Origin of the sequence: Fructobacillus sp. CRL 2054 (assembly GCF_028764065.1) — a bacterium.
Lineage (GTDB): Bacteria > Bacillota > Bacilli > Lactobacillales > Lactobacillaceae > Fructobacillus.
The window spans coordinates 23,000-38,565 of sequence record NZ_JACOFN010000014.1; the positions used below are offsets into that span (position 1 = coordinate 23,000).

Here is a 15,566-nt window from a genome sequence, read left to right on the forward strand (position 1 = left end):
AGGATCGATTACATGTCAGTAAATATTTACGATAACGCCAACGAAATGGCAAAGGTTTTGACTCAAACAGAGCAATATCAAGCATGGGAAACTGCTTTTAACGCGGTTCAAGACGACGAAAAGTCAAAGGATCTCTTTAAGAAGTTCCAAACGATTCAAATGACTGTACAACAAATGATGCAGGCACAAAAGACTCCTACTTCTGAACAAGAAAAGGAATGGGACGAAACTGCTAAGGAAGTACAGGCCGACGAAAAGATTAAGAATTTGATGTCAGCTGAACAAGTGTTGAATACTTTGTTGGGTGAAGTAAACGACATCGTGACAAAGCCTGTTTCAGAGAGCTACGCAGCTGCTCACAAGGCCTAAGGTCAAATAAAAAAGGCGACACGAAAGTGTCGCTTTTTTGTTGGCATTTTTAATGGGAAGTGCAGGGGAAGGAATGAAGAATGTGAGTTGTTTTCCGGCTTTCATTTTTAGTGCGAAATAAAAAGCCCAGCTAGAAGCTGAGCTTTTTTATTATGTTAGTAAATGGCATCACGGTAAAGGGAAACGACCTTACCAAGGATTGAAACTTGGTCCAAAATGATAGGGGCCATCGAATCGTTTTCTGGTTGAAGACGGTAGTGGCCAGCTTCACGGAAGAAGCGCTTAACGGTTGCTTCGTTATCTTCGTTCATGGCAACGACGATGTCACCGTTGTCGGCGGTTTGCTGACGGCGGACAATGACCTTGTCGCCATCTAGAATACCAATGTTGATCATTGATTCACCGCGGACGTTCAACATGAAGAGGTCGCCGTCGTAAGGAATCAAATCTTCAGGAATAGGGAAGAATTCGGTTGCCTCTTGTTCGACGGCCAAGATTGGCTGTCCAGCGGTAACGAGTCCAAGAACAGGAATCTTACCGGCGTTGGATGAGATGCCAAGCAATTCAAAGCCCTTGGCGGTCACTTCGATTGCGCGGGCCTTTGTTTTCTCACCCTTCTTAAGTAGGTAACCATTCTTAATTAAACGGGAGATATGCCCGTGAATGGTTGAAGAAGAAGAGAGGCCGACGGATTCACCAATCTCACGAATTGTGGGCGGAAAACCGTTTTTTGCTTGGTACTCGTGAATGAAGCGGAGTACCTGAATTTGTTTTGAATCAGATGCCATAATGTTCTTCCCTATTTCATTTATACTGCTATTATTCTAGCGAAAAAAAGGCGAAAAAGCAAACACGTGTTCGTAAGATTTTCTAAAGAAGAACGGATGAACTTAATGAAAATGTTAGAAAGATTAAAATGTTTAAACGTTGAGGGAGGGCATGTGGTATACTTATCATTAGATTTTTAGAGGAAACGGAGACCGCTATGCTTGTACTAGTTGGACTTTTGGCCCTAGTTGTTGGGCTGGTTGGTGGATTCTTCTTGGCTCGCTTCACAATGAAGTCATACTTGGCCAAGAACCCACCAATCTCAGAAGAGATGATGAAGTCAATGATGATGTCGATGGGTCAAAAGCCATCACAGAAGAAGTTGAACCAAATGATGAGCCAAATGAAGGCGCAAAGCCAAAAGGCTTCAAAGAAGTAAACAACTTCAATAAAAAAGAGTTGAATCAAACGATTCAACTCTTTTTCTTTGTTATCTTTTATTCGCCTTTGGATCAACGTAAACCCAGTTTGGGTCGATTTCGTCGTCTAGGGCATTGAAGGAAGCTTCAATTTTTTGGTTATATTCGGCAATCACTTCGTCAGTCAGCTTAACCTTGGGGTCAACGTAGATTGGCTCTCCAAAGTTCATCGTCACGCGCTTACGCAAGAAAAGGTGGGAGAACTTCACTGGTCCCTGGTAGACGGCTGGCACGATTGGCTTCTTAGAAAGCTTGGCAATCAAAATCGAGCCGGACTTCAACTTCTGTGAGTGACGGGAGCCGGAAGGGAACATAATTAGTGAACGGTCACCAGACTTCAGTTCGCTGACGGGCTTGCGAATCACATCGGCGCCAACGTTTTTGCGGTCAACTGGGAAGGCGCCCAGGGAAACGATGAGCTTACGTAGAAAGTAGTTTTTAAACAACTCCTTCTTGGCCATGAAGATAAAGCGCTTTGGATAGGCGGCCATGGCGTACCAAACGGGATCCCACCAGGTACGGTGAGGGGCAACAAGGATGTAGTTGTCTTCCTTTGGTAGACGATTTTTGTTCAAATAATAAGTACGTCCGTTTATAATGGAAACCAGGGTCACAACGAAGACCCGGATAAAACGATAGAACATAAGCGATTCCTTTCAATAACATTTAACTAATTAATTTTACTATAAAAGGGGACAAAGGCCAATGAAAGAGCCAAATTTAAAGCCCGATGAACGACTCGACGGTTTGCCATCGCAGGGTGTTTCCATCATTCAAAACCCAGACATGTTTTCCTATTCATTGGACGCTGTTTTGCTAGCTTACTTTGCTAACCCCAATAAAAAGGGACGGGGCTTAACGGTTGACCTCGGTGCTGGTACCGGTGCTGTCGGTCTTTTTTACGCTAAAAAAGTCAGGGGCCAAGTGAAGCTGGTTGAAATCCAAGAAGATTTGGCAGCGATGGCCAAGCGTTCGATTGCCATGAACGAGATGGCAGACCGGGTGGAAGTAATTCATTCCGACATGCAGGAAGTCTTTGACCAGATTAAGCCGGGTTCGGTGGATACGGTTTTGTGTAATCCACCATATTTTCCCGTTAAAGAGACAACCAAGCAAAACGTGGACGAGCACTATCAGATTGCCCGGCACGAAGTGGCCATCGATTTACCTAAGTTGGCTCAAACGGCTAATAAGCTCTTGAAGAATAAGGGAAAGTTCTTCATGGTTCACCGACCAGAGCGGCTGGGGGACATCTTTGCCGCGCTGACCGCTCGTGGCCTGCAAGTCAAGCACCTGCAGTTTGTCTATGGAAAGGCCGACCGAGAAGCGAATATGGTCTTAGTTGAAGCCATCAAGCAGGGCCGCGCTGGTGGTGTTCGGGTGATGCCACCGATTGTGGCCTACACGGAAGACAACAATTATACAAAAGAGGTGCAAGAAATCTTGTATGGTGCGGCTTGGACTTTGGATTAGGGAGTGATTAGGTCGAGATGATGGATAAGAGTGGGAAGACCTATGACTTTTACGTGCTCTACACGGCTGATGGCTACTTCTATGGTGGTTACTCGGACGATGCGATTCGCCGTTTTCACGTGCATGAGTCCGGTAAGGGTGCCAAGTTTACGCGGGTAAAGTCGCGCCATCCCTTAAAGCTGCTGTACTACGCGACTTTTGAGACTAAGCACGACGCCATGCACGCCGAAGCTTCCTTTAAGAAGTTAACGCGGGCAAATAAAGAAGCCTTTTTAATCGAACACGGGGTACCAGCCAGTATTTGGACAAAATAGGGGCTTTGGTACCTTTTTTGTAGATGCTTTTCTTGATAGAATAAGACATTATCAGGAGGAGTAAGTGAGAATGGTTGTAAATTTTGAGTTAAAGAACATTATTGGTCAAACAGTCCCTTACACTGCTTTTGATAAGAAGGAAGAATTGGTTGAGGTGATTGGTAATTTCTACCATTATTGCTTGGCGAAGGATACCCTTCTTCAGCCAGGTAAGCATTACTTGATAGAAGCTGCCGATGGTAATCAACTAATCATAAGAGAAGCAGACACGAAAGGATGACCATGATGATCATTGCAATTCTTGTTATCGCGCTAGTATTCGCGTTAACTTGTTTTAAGATTGTGCCGCAAAACACGGTGGGACTATTGGAAACACTGGGTAAGTATTCGACAACCCGTTCAACGGGGTTGAACTTCCGCTTACCAATTATTCAAAAGATTCGCGTTGTTTCATTGGCTTTGCAGCCATTGAAGCTGGCCGGATATTCAGTTATCACAAAGGATAACGCTGATATTGGGGCAACGGTTACGTTGAACTTTCATATCACGGATCCAGTGAAGTACTCATACGAGAACACGAACTCGATTGAATCAATGCAGCAACTCGTCCGTGGACACCTGCGTGATATTATCGGGCGAATGGAATTGAATGAAGCCCTTGGTTCAACGTCAAAGATTAATAAGGACCTAGCGGATGCCATTGGTGATTTGACTAACACATATGGCATTAACGTTGACCGTATCAACATTGATGAGTTGAAGCCATCTGCTTCAATTCAAGCTTCAATGGATACACAGTTGAAGGCCGACCGTGAACGTGTGGCAGCCATCTCCCAGGCTGAAGGGGAGGCCAAGTCAATCGAATTGCGTGCTAAGGCGAACAACGACGCCTTGGTGGCAACGGCGACGGCTAACGCACAGGCAACAAAGACCCGTGCTGATGCGGAAGCCTACCGAATTGATAAGGTTCAGTCAGCCTTGAAGAACGCTGACCAGAACTACTTCAATAATCAATCGATCAACGCCTTTGAGACATTGGCAAATTCCGATACGAATTTGATTGTCACAAACGGGGCAGAACTCGACAAGACTGGCCAGAACGCGACTTTGGCAAAGATGTTGGGGGATGAATTGGCTAAAAAGGATTAAGAAGGGACTGTCTGGTTTAAAACCAGGCAGTTTTTTAATAAAAAAGCTTGAAAGGGCTGATTTAATCCTGTAAAATACTAAGCGTTGTGTAAGCAACAAAATACACACGACCGAAGAGAACGCAGAGGTGCAGAAATGTTCATGCGAACCAAGAATCGGTCGGAGGATAACCTAGGAGGCCTATAATGGCAGTTATTACAATGAAAGAACTCCTCGAAGCAGGAGTTCACTTTGGACACCAAACACGTCGTTGGAACCCAAAGATGGCACCATTCATCTTTACGGAACGTAACGGAATCCACATCATCGACTTGCAAAAGACGGTGAAGATGGTTGACGAAGCCTACAACTTCATGCGTAACGCATCAGCTGATGGCGCCAACTTCTTGTTTGTTGGTACAAAGAAGCAAGCTTCAGACGCAATTGCTGAAGAAGCTACTCGTGCCGGTCAATTCTACATCAACCACCGTTGGTTGGGTGGAACTTTGACTAACTGGAACACAATCAAGACTCGTGTTCAACGCATGAAGGACATCCAACGTATGTCAGAAGACGGAACATTTGACCGTCTTCCTAAGAAGGAAGTTGTTTTGTTGAAGAAGCAACACGCCAAGTTGGAAAAGTTCTTGGGTGGAATCGAAGATATGCAGGACTTGCCTGACGTATTGTTCGTTGTTGACCCTAAGAAGGAAGAAATCGCCGTTAAGGAAGCCAACATGCTCAACATCCCTGTTGTTGCTATGATTGACACAAACGCCAACCCAGATGTTGTTGACGTTAAGATTCCTGCTAACGATGATGCTATCCGTGCCATCCGTTTGATCACTTCAAAGATGGCTGACGCTGTTATCGAAGGTCGTCAAGGCCAAGACCAAGCAGCTGAAGATGCTTTCATCGATGGTGACGAAAACACTGAATCAATCGAAGAAATCACTGAAATTGTTGAAAAGAACAACTAAGCGATAATATCTGATTTGCCGTTCCGGTGGACCTGCTTGGGACGCTGGCACGGCATTTTTATTTGAATTAAAAAGGAGCACATTCATGGCTGTTACAGCAAAGATGGTAAAGGAATTACGTGATAAGACGTCTGTTGGTATGATGGATGCCAAGAAGGCTTTGGTTGAAGCCGAAGGTGACATCGAAAAGGCAATCGACTTGTTGCGTGAAAAGGGAATGGCAAAGGCCGCTAAGAAGGGTGACCGTGTCGCTGCCGAAGGTATGACTTATGTCATGGAAGATGGTAACAAGGCTGCTATCATCGAATTGAACTCTGAAACTGACTTCGTTGCTGGTAACAAGGAATTTAACGATTTGTTGGCCGCTGTGACAAAGGTTATTTTGGAAAAGCAACCAGCTGATGTTGAAGCTGCTTTGGCTTTGGAAGGTGAAGACGGTCGTACTGTTAACGACATGATCATCAACGTTTCACAAATCACTGGTGAAAAGATTACTTTGCGTCGTTTCGAAACAATGGAAAAGAACGACAACGAAGTATTCGGTGCTTACTCACACATGGGTGGTTCAATCTCTGCTTTGGCCTTGTTCGAAGGCTCAAACAAGGAAGCAGCCCGTGACATCGCTATGCACATCGCTGCCATTGCACCACAATACGTGTCAGATGCTGACGTTCCTGCAGAAGTTGTTGCTAAGGAAAAGGAAGTTCAATTGGCTTCTGAAGACTTGAACGGTAAGCCTGACAACATCAAGGAAAAGATGGTTGAAGGACGTATCAAGAAGTTCTTGGCTGAAATTTCATTGTTGGACCAACCATTCGTTAAGAACGGTGACCAAAAGGTTGCTGACTTTGCCAAGGAAAACGGTTTGACTGTTAAGTCATTCGTTCGTTACCAAGTTGGTGAAGGAATCGAAAAGCAACAAACAAACTTGGCCGACGAAGTTGCAAAGCAACTTGGCTAATATTTGATATAAAAAAGAGTGCCCATTCATTTGGACACTTTTTTTACGGACGAAACGCCCATCCTTTGTTATAATTGAAGGTAAGAAAAAGGAGACACCATGACTGAAAAGAAATACAAGCGCGTGTTGATGAAGTTGTCAGGGGAGGCCTTAGCTGGTCCTAAGGGTCAAGGAATTGACCTGAACACTGTTTCTTCAATTGCTGCTGAAATCAAGACTGTTCATGATATGGGAACCCAAATCGCAATCGTTGTTGGTGGTGGAAACCTATGGCGTGGCGAACCAGCTGCTAAGGTTGGAATGGAACGTTCACGTGCCGACTACACTGGTATGCTCGGTACAACGATGAACGCCCTTGTTTTGCAAGATGCTTTGGAACGTGCTGGTGTACCAACGCGTGTCCAAACAGCAATCACGATGCAGCAAATTGCTGAACCATACATTCGTGGCCGTGCCATCCGTCACTTGGAAAAGGGACGAGTTGTCATTTTTGCTGCTGGAACAGGTTCACCTTACTTTTCAACGGATACGACGGCTGCATTGCGTGCTAATGAAATTAACGCCGATGCCATTTTGATGGCAAAGAACGGTGTTGATGGTGTCTACGATTCAGATCCACGGACAAACCCTGAAGCAAAGAAGTTTAACCACTTGACCCACTTGGATATTTTGAAGAAGGGCTTGAAGGTGATGGACTCAACGGCTTCATCATTGTCAATGGATAACAACATGCCTTTGGTTGTCTTTAACTTGAACCAACCAGGAAACATTGAAAAGGTTATTGCCGGTGAAAACATCGGAACAACTGTGACAGGAGAAGAATAATGGCGATTGATTTTAATCAAGCAACTGACAAGATGAAGGGTGCCCAAGAAGCCCTTCGTCGTGAATTAGCTGAAATTCGTACTGGACGAGCTAACCCACGTATTTTGGACCGTGTGCAAGTTGAATACTATGGTGCCATGGTGCCATTGAACCAAGTTGCTTCAATTTCTGTACCTGAGGCTCGTATGCTTTTGATCACGCCTTTTGATAAGGGTGCTTTGGAAGCCATCGTAACGGCGATTAACATGTCTGACTTGGGCTTGAACCCAGCATCAGATGGTCAAATCGTTCGCTTGGCCATTCCTCAAATGACGGAAGAACGTCGTAAGGAATTGGTTAAGGAAGTGAAGGCTGAAGCTGAAAAGTCAAAGGTTGCAGTTCGTAACGTTCGACGTGAAGCAATGGATGCCATCAAGAAGGACAAGGAATTGACGGAAGATGACGTTCGCGATTCTGAAGACAAGGTCCAAAAGTTGACTGACGATAACATCAAGGCAATTGATGAAATCGCAGCTGACAAGGAAAAAGAATTGATGACAATTTAATTCCAAGTTAAGCATTAAAAAGGAGGAGCAAGCCAGACGGCTTGCTCTTTTTTTCTTAGAATGGACTTTTTAATTTTAATAAATTTCCTTAAAATACTACTAAGAGTGATTTTAATTTTCAATTAAAATTAGCCAGTTCGGTTAATCCATGCTATTATTTTAAGTGAATGTATTTATAAAAGTAGCAATTTATTAAATGAGACAAGGTACCAATATGACAAAACATCTATATAAAAATGGAAAGGCTTGGCTGACTCTTGCGTTTGCAGCAACCGGCTTTGCTTTTGCAAATCATAATCAGGCATCTGCTGATAATCAGGATACGAACACTTCGGCCGTAACGTCTGGACAGTCAGCAGACCAATCGCAACAAGGGCAAGCTGCAACAACGACTGCCAATACGCAGCAGGTTTCTTCTGCACGCGACAACGCTCTTGCTAAGTATGCCAACCAACACGTAAATGGTTATATTTACTCACCTGATGTTTCCCAGGCAAACGGTGGTTATAACTGGTTTGAAGACGGTCATCTATATACTGGATTCCGTCAATACATGGGAACCTATTACTGGTTCGTTGATGGCGTCCGTCAAAATGCCGGTTGGCGTCAAGCTTGGGGCATGAATTATTACACTGATAACGATGGCCGTGCCGTTCAAGGACACCAAAACATCGGTGGACAGGACTTCGACTTTGGAAACGATGGTACTTACTACCTTCGTTCATCAGGTTATCTTCATGATGGTTCAAGCCAAAACGGTGGTTACCGCTGGTATGAAAACGGAAAGCTTTACACAGGTTTCCGCTACTACATGGGAACTTATTACTGGTTTGTGGATGGTGTGCGTCAGAATGCCGGTTGGCGTCAAATTTGGGGCCTAACTTACTACACGGATGACTCTGGTCGTGCCGTTCAAGGTAGCCGTATCATCGATGGTAAGCTTTATGACTTTGGTAATGATGGCACTTATTACAGTCGTCCTGTGACTGGCTATTTCTGGGACGGTTCACCAAAGAACGGTGGTTACCGTTGGTACGACAACGGTAACCTTTACACAGGTTTCCGCTACTACATGGGAACTTATTACTGGTTCATTGATGGCGTCCGCCAAAACGCTGGTTGGCGTCAGGCTTGGGGTATGACTTACTATACTGACGATAATGGTCGTGCGGTTCAGGGTTCACAGTACATTGATGGTCAGTGGTACTTCTTTGGTGATGATGGTACTTACTACCGTCGTTTTGCATCCAGTGATGTTGTGAACTGGTTCTACCGCAACTACGGTAAAATCACTTACTCAATGTATGGATCACGTACTGGTGCCGATGGAACAGCCGATTGTTCCGGTGCCATGACGGAAGCTTTGATGGAAGCGGGGGCTTCAAAGCCTGCTTATATCTACAACACTGATTCAATTCATGATTACCTTCGCAATAACGGTTACCACTTAGTTGCTGAAAACACGAAGACGCAGAAGCAAGTCGGTGATATCGTTATTTGGGGTCGTCGTGGTCAATCTGGTGGTGCCAATGGCCACATCATGATTATTAACAAAGAAGACGATGCCAACGGGAACGGGGCACGTGAAATCTCTGTTGATTATTGGACAAATGGTGGTTATAACTCTGCTATTTCAGAGCATGATTATAACTATTATGCCGCTGTTGATGGACATCCATACTCATATGTTTACCGTCACAATTAAAAAAGTAGAACCTTTGTTAAGCAAAGGTTCTTTTTTTCTTGCCTTTTTCAAAGGAAAATAGCATAATATGTGTAAGCAATTCTCATGCAATGACCCGGCTTGGAACCCGGCTAGTATGGGAACTCAACGAAAGTGTCAGAGTACTTTCTACTCTGGAAATCAGGTGGAACCGCGCGCAAGCGTCCTGATGTCAAAGAAATTTTGGCATTAGAACGTTAGCGCGTTTTTTTGTCTAAAAAGGAGGGGCGATGGCAAAACTAAAGTACAGTGTCCAATCCGAGACTGTTCTAGAGCTGCAAGAAGCCGGCCAGGTTGGCGACATCATTGACCTGAAGGACAAGCAAGAGGTTGATACCGAATCCTTGGCCCAGGCGGTGCAAGAAGGGATTGAACAGCGGATTCAAAAGGAAAAGTCGGACTGGGAAAAGAGCCAGTCGGCGATTCTGAAATCCAAGTTGGCGGAAGAGCAGCAGGCTGCGAATCTAACGCTCGAAAAGACCAAGCAGGAAGTGGCTGAGGCTGCTCGCGAAAAGCAGGAAAAGCTGCAGACTGAATTAGCCGAACTGAAAGCCGAGTTGAAGAGTCAGAAGGCTGGCGAAAGCTCAGCTCAGGAATTGGCCTTAGCTAAGCAGCGCGAAGAGCTAACCAAGGCTCAACAAGCTGACAAGGACAAACTGCAAAAGGAACTGCAGGACGTGCAGAACCAATTGCAGGGGGAACTTTCCAAGCAGAAGGAAGCCGCTGGACAGGAGAAGCAGAACCTGGAAAAGCAGGTCATGGAGCTGGAGAACAAGGTGCAGAACCAAGACCGTGATAAGGAGTTAGCTCTGGTTCAAACCAAGGCCGACTACGAAGCACAGTTGAAAGCGGCCCAGGACCAGGTTGAGTTCTACAAGGACTTCAAGGCCCGCCAGTCGACCAAGGAGATTGGGGAGTCCCTGGAAGTCTATGCTCACCAGGAGTTTAACAAGATTCGTCCCTATGCCTTTCCAAATGCTTACTTTGAAAAGGACAACGAGGTTTCCAAGGAGACCGGGTCGAAGGGGGACTTCATCTTCCGTGACTACGATGATGGAGTCGAATTCATCTCCATCATGTTCGACATGAAGAACGAGGCGGACTCAACCGAGAAGAAGCACAAGAACGCGGACTTCTTCAAGGAGTTGGATAAGGATCGGCGGGAGAAGGGAACGGAATACGCCGTCTTAGTTTCCCTCCTAGAATCCGATAACGAGTACTACAACACTGGGATTGTCCAGGTTCCTGACTATCCAAAGATGTATGTGATTCGGCCCCAGTTCTTTGTCCACTTCATTGGTTTGCTGCGGAATGCGGCACTGGATTCCGTTCAGTACAAGAAGCAGTTGGCAGAGGCCAAAGAGCAAAACATTGATATTACCAACTTTGAGGATAATATCAACACCTTCAAGGACAAGTTTGCGAAGAACTACGAGTCTTACTCGAAGAACTTCCAAGCGGCCATTGATGAAATTGACAAGGCCATTAAGCGGATGGAAGAAGTCAAACGCAAGTTGACCACTTCCGAAAACCAGCTGCGCCTGGCCAATAACAAGTTAGACGACGTTTCCGTTAAGAAGTTGACCCGTGGTAATCCAACCATGAAGGCCAAGTTCGACGAATTGAAAAAAGAAGATTAATTTAATCGAGGAAATTATGACAGATAAGAAACTTTCACTACAGGATATTATCCTGACTTTGCAAGAGTTCTGGGCTGCTAAGGGGGCCAACCTCATGCAGGCTTACGACAACGAAGTCGGTGCCGGAACACAAAGCCCATACACTTTCTTGCGTGCTAACGGTCCTGAACCATGGGCTGCAGCCTACGTGCAACCATCACGTCGTCCTGCCGACGGACGTTATGGTGATAACCCTAACCGGCTTTTCCAGCACCACCAGTTCCAAGTGGTGATGAAGCCATCTCCTGATAACATTCAGGAATTGTACCTGGCCTCATTGGAAGCCTTAGGCATCAAGCCACTCGAACACGACATCCGTTTCGTTGAAGATAACTGGGAAAACCCATCAATGGGTGCCGCCGGTATCGGTTGGGAAGTTTGGTTAGACGGAATGGAAGTCACACAGTTCACTTACTTCCAACAGGTTGGTGGAATCGAAGTGGATTCCGTTACTTCTGAAATCACTTACGGTTTGGAACGTTTGGCATCTTACATCCAAGACGTGCCAACGGTTTATGATTTGGAATGGGGTCACGGCGTTTTGTATGGTGACATCTTCAAGGAACCGGAATACGAGCACTCAAAGTACGCCTTTGAAGAATCAAACCAGGAAATGCTCCTGCGTCACTTCGACGATTACGAAGCCGAAGCCAAGCACAACTTGGAACTTGGTTTGGTGCACCCAGCCTATGACTACATCTTGAAGTCATCACATACTTTCAACCTCTTGGATGCCCGTGGAACGGTTTCCGTTACGGAACGTGCCGGTTACTTGCACCGTATCCGCTCAATGGCCCGTCAGGTTTCAAAAGTCTTTATCGAGGAACGTGCCAAGCTTGGCTTCCCATTGTTGAAGGACGAAGCACTACGCGAGAAGTATCTCGGTGAAAAGGGAAAGTACGCCAAGAAGGAGGACCAAGACTAATGGCCGATTATATTTTAGAAATTGGATTGGAAGAAATGCCAGCGCATTTGGTAACTTCTTCTGAAAAGCAACTGGTTAAGCGCGTCAAGGACTTCTTAGACGAACATCGCTTGGCTGTACAAGAAATCAAGCCTTTCTCAACGCCACGTCGTATGGCCGTTGAATTGTCAGGCTTGGCCGAAGGATCAGAAGCCATCTCCGAAGTGAAGCGTGGGCCAGCCGTGGACCGTGCTAAGGACGAAGAGGGGAACTGGTCCCGTGCCGCCCAAGGTTTCGCTCGCGGACAGGGAACCACTCCTGAAGAATTGACTGAAAAGGACGGCTACCTTTGGGCTAACAAGGAAATCGCCGGTGTGCCTGCCAAGGATATCTTGGCTAAGATTGGTGAAGAAGTTGTTGAGCAAATGACTTTTACAACTTACATGAAGTGGGGCAACCACTCCTTCCACTACATCCGTCCAATCCGCTGGTTGGTCTCATTGTTGGACGAAGAAGTCGTGCCATTCTCAGTCTTGGACGTCGAAGCCGGTCAAACCACTCGTGGCCACCGTTTCTTGTCAACGGATAACGTGAAGATTGCATCCGCACAGGCCTACGAGAAAACCTTGAACGACGCCTTCGTCATGGTTGATGCCAAGACTCGTAAGGACACCATCGTTTCCCAACTCGAGCAAATCGCCAAGGATAACAAGTGGCACCTAGATTTGCAGTCAGACATGGCTAAGGACCTCTTGGAAGAAGTCAACAACATCGTCGAATGGCCAACTGCATTTGCCGGAAACTTCGCTGACAAGTACCTCGAATTGCCTAAGGAAGTCTTGATCACTTCCATGCGTGACCACCAACGATTCTTCTTCGTAACCAACGAAGCAGGCGACCTCTTGCCACACTTCCTTTCTGTTCGTAACGGAAACGCCGAAGACATCGAAAACGTTGCCCGTGGTAACGAAAAAGTCCTTGTCGCCCGCTTGGAAGATGCGGCCTTCTTCTACAAGGAAGACCAGCAAAAGTCCATTGCCGACTACATGGAACGTGTCAAAAAGCTTGTCTTCCACGAAAAGATTGGAACGGTTTACGAGCACATGCAACGTGTGCAAGGCTTGTCAGCCCAATTGGCCCAAGCTTTGGGACTGTCCGATGAAGAACAAGACGACCTCAACCGTGCCGCTCAAATCTACAAGTTTGATTTGATGACGGGTATGGTTGGTGAATTCGACGAACTCCAAGGTGTCATGGGTGAGCACTACGCTAAGCTCTTTGGTGAAAAGGATGCCGTTGCCAAGGCCATCTACGAACACTACTTGCCTACTTCCGCTGAAGGCGAAGTTGCCCAGACGAAGGTTGGTGCCATTTTGGCCATCGCCGATAAGTTGGATTCAATCGTGACCTTCTTTGCCCACGACATGATGCCATCTGGTGCCAACGACCCTTACGGTCTCCGTCGTGCCGCAACCGGTGTTGTCCGCACTTTGGAAGCCTTTGACTGGCACTTTGACCTCTTGGACATCCTCCTTGCATTCGAACAGAAGAACGGGGCAGTAGCCGATGCCAACTTGGACGACGTCTTGGCCTTCATGACCGACCGTGTCCGCAAGCAAGCCCTCGACGCCGGTATCCGTAAGGACATCGTAACGGCTGGTACTGCAAACGTTGTTGCCGGTGACTTCGTTTATGTTGCTGACCGTACAAAAGTCTTGTCAGACCACGTCAAGGATGATAACTTCCGTGACGTCATGGAAGCCTTGGCACGTGTCTCACGCCTTGCTAAGAAGATGGAAGTTGACACGCCTGTTGAGCCAGCCCTCTTGGTAAACGACCAAGAAAAGGCCCTTTACGAAGCAACGAAGGACCTTTCATTGGCTGACCTCAAGGCCAAGGGTGCCGAAGCCATTTACCAAGCATTGGCTGCTTTGCAAGCACCAATCGCTGCTTACTTCGACAACACCATGGTTAACGATGACGACGAAGCCATCAAGAAGAACCGTTACGCTCAATTGAACGCCATCAAGACGCTCATTGACGCCCTCGGAAACACAGAAGACATCGTCATCAAGTAAGTAGACATACTTAATTAATCTGTATATTAAAAAGTCGACCCGCAAAGGTCGGCTTTTTTCTGTGCTATTGAAAATCTGTTATGCTGCCCGCTGGAAGAGGGCGGGGAGCGGCGAGAAAGGGTGGTGGAAGGATGTAAAGGTGGAGACCGGCCAGTTATTTTCTTAATTTATTAAATAAATGTGATGTATTTGTATTTACTACTGTGTTATTTAATGATCTAATAGATCTTAGATAATTTAAGGGAGATTTATAGAGATGAAAATTGATTCTGAGCCAAGAAGCTTTAGAGAGTTGTTTCCAATTGATGGGCCTATGCAATATGTAGTTCCTGATTATCAACGAAACTATGCTTGGAAAGAAGAACAGATTGAAGCGTTATTCAACGATATGAGTACGGAAGATGATGGCTATTATGTTGGTAATCTTTTAATCTCTGAAGAAGGTTCATTTCAAAATATTATTGATGGTCAGCAACGTTTAACAACGTTGAATTTAATGTTGCTTGCCTTATTTGAACGTATGTTAGATAAAACTAATGACCAGGACGTTCCTAATGACCAAAAGGGTAAGCTATTTCAAGATTTTGGTGATATTAAAAGAAGGCTTTTGCTTGACGAAGATACTTTTGAACCTCGATTGAAATTACTTAAGAAGGACCAAGAAATTTGGGAAAAACTTGTTAAAATTCTAGATGAAAAAACAAACTTACCTTCGAATTACGGACGATTTGCCTTTTTCAAAAGATATAAATATATTCAAGAAAATTTGTTGGGCGATTTGAGCGCTGTTGAATTACATAATTTTTATCAGAATAAATTTATGCCACTAACTTTATTAAAGATATCGGTGCCTGATTTAAATGATGCCTACCAAGTCTTTGCAAGTCTTAACAGTAAGGGGTTGCCATTAACTCCATTAGATTTGTTGAAGAACATGTATTTAGCTCAGAAGGGTACTCCAGATAAGTGGATGGAGTTAACTGAGGTCTTTACTGATGGTGATAATGCTGATAAGCAAAAGATGACACGTTTTGTTTTGAATAGTTACGATGCTTTTGAGAAAAAAAGTGCATCGAGTCTTACAAAGGGGAAGATCGTAAAGGCTTATCAAAAGTTGTTTGATAAGTACCACGCTGGCTACATCGATAAATTAATCGAAAGAGCAAAGATATACAAGACAATTGATTCTGATGATAACGATTATGATTACAATCTGCTCGTATGTCAATAAGTTAGACACTTTTTTTACATCACTAGGTTCGATTCATAGGTATGAATCCGTTCATGATTATATCGATGGATATAGCGTGATATTCGCGTAACCAGCTCAAATTTACTCT

General features: G+C 45.2%; 17 protein-coding genes. 15 read left to right on the plus strand and 2 right to left on the minus strand.

Translation table 11 applies throughout. The features are described from left to right. Positions 1-12 precede the first annotated feature (12 nt). Complete coding sequence (locus tag H7198_RS06375; RefSeq protein ID WP_274458926.1) at positions 13-369, plus strand: YlbF family regulator; 357 nt, start codon at positions 13-15, stop codon at positions 367-369. 155 nt (positions 370-524) lie between these two features. Here H7198_RS06375 and lexA read toward each other — a convergent pair whose 3' ends face one another. Then, positions 525-1,157 carry a transcriptional repressor LexA gene (gene lexA, locus H7198_RS06380; protein WP_274458927.1) on the minus strand — a complete coding sequence of 211 codons (633 nt, stop codon included), beginning with the start codon at positions 1,155-1,157 and terminating at the stop codon, positions 525-527. A 197-nt stretch (positions 1,158-1,354) separates the two neighbouring features. Here lexA and H7198_RS06385 point away from each other — a divergent pair, with 197 nt between their 5' ends. Then, positions 1,355-1,576: a YneF family protein gene (locus tag H7198_RS06385; RefSeq protein ID WP_091501485.1), complete on the plus strand. Its 222-nt coding sequence runs from the start codon at positions 1,355-1,357 to the stop codon at positions 1,574-1,576. Positions 1,577-1,627: 51 nt separating this feature from the next. On the opposite strand, the gene H7198_RS06390 is transcribed toward H7198_RS06385, so the two are convergent. Further along, the gene (locus tag H7198_RS06390) at positions 1,628-2,260 is read right to left on the minus strand and encodes a lysophospholipid acyltransferase family protein (protein WP_274458928.1); all 633 of its coding nucleotides are present in this window, start codon (positions 2,258-2,260) and stop codon (positions 1,628-1,630) included. A 61-nt stretch (positions 2,261-2,321) separates the two neighbouring features. On the opposite strand from H7198_RS06390, the gene H7198_RS06395 reads away from it, so the two are divergent. From H7198_RS06395 to H7198_RS06455, 13 genes are all read left to right on the plus strand, one after another. Continuing rightward, complete coding sequence (locus tag H7198_RS06395; RefSeq protein ID WP_274458929.1) at positions 2,322-3,089, plus strand: tRNA1(Val) (adenine(37)-N6)-methyltransferase; 768 nt, start codon at positions 2,322-2,324, stop codon at positions 3,087-3,089. Positions 3,090-3,106: 17 nt separating this feature from the next. Next, positions 3,107-3,403 carry a GIY-YIG nuclease family protein gene (locus H7198_RS06400; RefSeq protein ID WP_274458930.1) on the plus strand — a complete coding sequence of 99 codons (297 nt, stop codon included), beginning with the start codon at positions 3,107-3,109 and terminating at the stop codon, positions 3,401-3,403. 70 nt (positions 3,404-3,473) lie between these two features. Next, entirely contained in the window at positions 3,474-3,683 is a 210-nt protein-coding gene (locus tag H7198_RS06405; RefSeq protein ID WP_274458931.1) for a hypothetical protein, read from the plus strand. 5 nt (positions 3,684-3,688) lie between these two features. Next, positions 3,689-4,552: an SPFH domain-containing protein gene (locus tag H7198_RS06410; protein ID WP_441316746.1), complete on the plus strand. Its 864-nt coding sequence runs from the start codon at positions 3,689-3,691 to the stop codon at positions 4,550-4,552. A 185-nt stretch (positions 4,553-4,737) separates the two neighbouring features. Beyond that, positions 4,738-5,511 carry a 30S ribosomal protein S2 gene (rpsB, locus tag H7198_RS06415; RefSeq protein ID WP_091501495.1) on the plus strand — a complete coding sequence of 258 codons (774 nt, stop codon included), beginning with the start codon at positions 4,738-4,740 and terminating at the stop codon, positions 5,509-5,511. A gap of 85 nt (positions 5,512-5,596) precedes the next feature. Then, complete coding sequence (gene tsf / locus H7198_RS06420) at positions 5,597-6,472, plus strand: translation elongation factor Ts (RefSeq protein ID WP_274458933.1); 876 nt, start codon at positions 5,597-5,599, stop codon at positions 6,470-6,472. A gap of 99 nt (positions 6,473-6,571) precedes the next feature. Then, positions 6,572-7,297 (plus strand): UMP kinase, encoded by a 726-nt coding sequence (gene pyrH / locus H7198_RS06425; protein ID WP_274458934.1) that lies wholly within the window; start codon positions 6,572-6,574, stop codon positions 7,295-7,297. Further along, on the plus strand, positions 7,297-7,842 hold the full coding sequence (gene frr, locus H7198_RS06430) for a ribosome recycling factor (protein ID WP_274458935.1): 546 nt from the start codon (positions 7,297-7,299) through the stop codon (positions 7,840-7,842). Before pyrH ends, frr begins: the two co-directional genes overlap by 1 nt. Before the next feature lie 214 nt (positions 7,843-8,056). Further along, entirely contained in the window at positions 8,057-9,547 is a 1,491-nt protein-coding gene (locus H7198_RS06435) for a peptidoglycan amidohydrolase family protein (protein WP_274458936.1), read from the plus strand. Between the two features lie 248 nt (positions 9,548-9,795). After that, positions 9,796-11,205, plus strand: coding sequence for a DUF2130 domain-containing protein (locus H7198_RS06440; protein WP_274458937.1), 1,410 nt, complete (start codon positions 9,796-9,798; stop codon positions 11,203-11,205). Between the two features lie 16 nt (positions 11,206-11,221). Continuing rightward, positions 11,222-12,169, plus strand: a complete 948-nt coding sequence (gene glyQ / locus H7198_RS06445) for a glycine--tRNA ligase subunit alpha (RefSeq protein WP_274458938.1) — start codon at positions 11,222-11,224, stop codon at positions 12,167-12,169. Next, positions 12,169-14,226, plus strand: coding sequence for a glycine--tRNA ligase subunit beta (gene glyS / locus H7198_RS06450; RefSeq protein ID WP_274458939.1), 2,058 nt, complete (start codon positions 12,169-12,171; stop codon positions 14,224-14,226). The genes glyQ and glyS overlap by 1 nt, the downstream gene beginning before the upstream one ends. A 256-nt stretch (positions 14,227-14,482) precedes the next feature. Further along, the gene (locus H7198_RS06455) at positions 14,483-15,457 is read left to right on the plus strand and encodes a DUF262 domain-containing protein (protein ID WP_274458940.1); all 975 of its coding nucleotides are present in this window, start codon (positions 14,483-14,485) and stop codon (positions 15,455-15,457) included. Positions 15,458-15,566: the final 109 nt, after the last annotated feature.